At 52.4% G+C, this 3,416-nt stretch carries 2 rRNA genes; both read right to left on the bottom strand.

The window, feature by feature from the left end:
- Positions 1–2: 2 nt before the first annotated feature.
- A 5S ribosomal RNA gene (rrf, locus tag C0039_RS20765) occupies positions 3–118 on the bottom strand.
- 275 nt (positions 119–393) lie between these two features.
- Positions 394–3,411 (bottom strand): 23S ribosomal RNA (locus C0039_RS20760).
- Between the last annotated feature and the right edge of the window lie 5 nt (positions 3,412–3,416).

Raw genomic sequence — 3,416 nt, 5'->3', positions numbered from 1 at the left:
AAGCCTGGCGATGACCTACTCTCACATGGAGAAACTCCACACTACCATCGGCGATGCATCGTTTCACTTCTGAGTTCGGGATGGGGTCAGGTGGTTCCAATGCTCTATTGTCGCCAGGCAAACTGGCTTGGATGTCTGTAGTCCTACGTGCCTGGGCACCGCGTGGACATCCAAATAAGGTGGTAAATCAAGCTGTCTGTTCTTGCCCTACGAACGCAGGGCCATCAGATACGGTACGGAACCGCTCCGATGCCGAGTTTTGCAACACTGGACTCAATCACAACATGCCCTACAAGGATGTAGGGCCATCAACAATCGTCTGAAACGATTGTGATGCCAACTGTCTTTCTTGTTCAGGTACTTTATCCTGCGTACCCAAATAACTTGGATTATATGGTCAAGCCTCACGGGCAATTAGTACTGGTTAGCTCAACGCCTTACAACGCTTCCACACCCAGCCTATCAACGTGGTAGTCTTCCACGGCCCTTCAGGACCCTCAAGGGGTCAGGGAGAACTTATCTTGGGAGGGGCTTCCCGCTTAGATGCTTTCAGCGGTTATCCTGTCCGAACGTAGCTACCGGGCAATGCGTCTGGCGACACAACCCGAACACCAGAGGTTCGTCCACTCCGGTCCTCTCGTACTAGGAGCAGCTTCCCTCAATTCTCCAACGCCCACGGCAGATAGGGACCGAACTGTCTCACGACGTTCTAAACCCAGCTCGCGTACCACTTTAAATGGCGAACAGCCATACCCTTGGGACCGGCTTCAGCCCCAGGATGTGATGAGCCGACATCGAGGTGCCAAACACCGCCGTCGATGTGAACTCTTGGGCGGTATCAGCCTGTTATCCCCGGAGTACCTTTTATCCGTTGAGCGATGGCCCTTCCATTCAGAACCACCGGATCACTAAGACCTACTTTCGTACCTGTTCGTCTTGTCAGACTCACAGTCAAGCGCGCTTGTGCCTTTACACTAACCTCATGATTTCCGACCATGATTAGCGCACCTTCGTGCTCCTCCGTTACTCTTTGGGAGGAGACCGCCCCAGTCAAACTACCCACCACACACTGTCCTCGATCCGGATAACGGACCTGAGTTAGAACCCCAACGTTACCAGGCTGGTATTTCAAGGTTGGCTCCACGACAGCTGGCGCCATCGCTTCAAAGCCTCCCAGCTATCCTACACAAGTAAAGTCAGAGTCCAGTGTGAAGCTGTAGTAAAGGTTCACGGGGTCTTTCCGTCTAGCCGCGGGTATACGGCATCTTAACCGCAATTTCAATTTCACTGAGTCTCGGGTGGAGACAGTGTGGCCATCGTTACGCCATTCGTGCAGGTCGGAACTTACCCGACAAGGAATTTCGCTACCTTAGGACCGTTATAGTTACGGCCGCCGTTTACCGGGGCTTCGATCAAGAGCTTCTCCGAAGATAACCCCATCAATTAACCTTCCGGCACCGGGCAGGCGTCACACCCTATACGTCCACTTACGTGTTTGCAGAGTGCTATGTTTTTAATAAACAGTCGCAGCCACCTGGTCACTTCGGCCAGCCTCAGCTTAGGGAGCAAGTCCCATCACCAAAACCGGCGTACCTTCTCCCGAAGTTACGGTACCATTTTGCCTAGTTCCTTCACCCGAGTTCTCTCAAGCGCCTTGGTATTCTCTACCTGATCACCTGTGTCGGTTTACAGTACGGTTCCTCATTATCTGAAGCTTAGAGGCTTTTCTTGGAAGCATGGCATCAACCACTTCACTCGCGGGTTTCCCCTTGAGCTCGTCATCAGCTCTCGGCCTTAAGATCCCGGATTTACCTAAGATCTCAGCCTACAACCTTAAACGCGGACAACCAACGCCGCGCTGGCTTAGCCTTCTCCGTCCCCCCATCGCAATAATAAGAAGTGCAGGAATTTTAACCTGCTTCCCATCGACTACGCATTTCTGCCTCGCCTTAGGGGCCGACTCACCCTGCGCCGATTAGCGTTGCGCAGGAAACCTTGATCTTCCGGCGGGGAGGTTTTTCACCCCCCTTATCGTTACTCATGTCAGCATTCGCACTTCTGATACCTCCAGCAAACCTCCCGGTTCACCTTCAACGGCTTACAGAACGCTCCTCTACCATGCGTGCACTTCCTTAAATCCACTTCTCCATCTCTGTACCCAACGAACGACTCAACGTTCGGGGGCGCTTGGTTGCCGGCTCACGCCGTCAACAAGCAAAGCAAATGAATTTAAGTGAAGTACACGCATCCGCAGCTTCGGTTACCAGTTTAGCCCCGTTACATCTTCCGCGCAGGCCGACTCGACTAGTGAGCTATTACGCTTTCTTTAAAGGGTGGCTGCTTCTAAGCCAACCTCCTAGCTGTCTAAGCCTTCCCACATCGTTTCCCACTTAACTGGTATTGGGGACCTTAGCTGGCGGTCTGGGTTGTTGCCCTCTCGACAACGGACGTTAGCACCCGCTGTCTGTCTGCCGTGATTGTACTCCTGGGTATTCGGAGTTTGCATCGGGTTGGTAAGTCGGGATGACCCCCTAGCCGAAACAGTGCTCTACCCCCCAGGGTAAGACACGACGCTCTACCTAAATAGATTTCGAGGAGAACCAGCTATCTCCGGGCTTGATTAGCCTTTCACTCCGATCCACAGCTCATCCCCTCATTTTTCAACATAAGTGGGTTCGAGCCTCCAGTCAGTGTTACCTAACCTTCACTCTGGCCATGGATAGATCGCCCGGTTTCGGGTCTATTGCCTGCAACTATGTCGCCCTATTAAGACTCGGTTTCCCTACGCCTCCCCTAAACGGTTAAGCTCGCTACAGACAATAAGTCGCTGACCCATTATACAAAAGGTACGCAGTCACAGAACAAGTCTGCTCCCACTGCTTGTACGCATACGGTTTCAGGATCTATTTCACTCCCCTCTCCGGGGTTCTTTTCGCCTTTCCCTCACGGTACTGGTTCACTATCGGTCAGTCAGTAGTATTTAGCCTTGGAGGATGGTCCCCCCATGTTCAGTCAAGATATCACGTGTCCCGACCTACTTGTCGCAAGCTCAGTACCACTAAAGTGTTTTCGTGTACGGGGCTATCACCCTCTATCGCCGGACTTTCCAGACCGTTCCACTAACACTAAAGCTATTACTTGCAGGCTGATCCCCGGTCGCTCGCCGCTACTGGGGGAATCTCAATTGATTTCTGTTCCTAAGGGTACTTAGATGTTTCAGTTCCCCTCGTTCGCCCCTTTAACCTATGTATTCAGTTAAAGGTACCTGGCTTACACCAGGTGGGTTTCCCCATTCGGACATCTCCGGATCAAAGTCTGTTTGCCGACTCCCCGAAGCATTTCGCAGGCTACTACGTCCTTCATCGCCTCTGACTGCCAAGGCATCCACCGTATGCGCTTAGTCACTTGACCATATA

The sequence above is a fragment of the Pseudohalioglobus lutimaris genome, assembly GCF_002866825.1.
GTDB lineage: Bacteria > Pseudomonadota > Gammaproteobacteria > Pseudomonadales > Halieaceae > Halioglobus > Halioglobus lutimaris.
The sequence above is the reverse complement of the archived record's forward strand: the minus strand, read 5'-3'. Positions and strand labels throughout refer to the sequence as shown.